This window comes from Acinetobacter haemolyticus (assembly GCF_900406815.1).
GTDB classification, from domain to species: domain Bacteria; phylum Pseudomonadota; class Gammaproteobacteria; order Pseudomonadales; family Moraxellaceae; genus Acinetobacter; species Acinetobacter haemolyticus_A.
Genome location: NZ_OVCN01000071.1, coordinates 1 through 246, shown reverse-complemented (window position 1 = coordinate 246; position 246 = coordinate 1). Strand labels below are relative to the sequence as shown.

Annotated in this window: 1 protein-coding gene; it reads left to right on the top strand. The window is 0.8% G+C overall.

What is annotated here, in order from left to right:
- Nucleotides 1–246, top strand: a 246-nt coding sequence (locus tag DK207_RS16095) for a hypothetical protein (protein WP_213066247.1), incomplete at both ends; no start/stop codon positions are given.

The window sequence follows — 246 nt, the reverse complement described above, 5'->3', positions numbered from 1 at the left end:
AAAAAAAACAAAAAAAAAAAAAAAAAAAAAAAAAAAAAAAAAAAAAAAAAAAAAAAAAAAAAAAAAAAAAAAAAAAAAAAAAAAAAAAAAAAAAAAAAAAAAAAAAAAAAAAAAAAAAAAAAAAAAACAAAAAAAAAAAAAAAAAAAAAAAAAAAAAAAAAAAAAAAAAAAAAAAAAAAAAAAAAAAAAAAAAAAAAAAAAAAAAAAAAAAAAAAAAAAAAAAAAAAAAAAAAAAAAAAAAAAAAA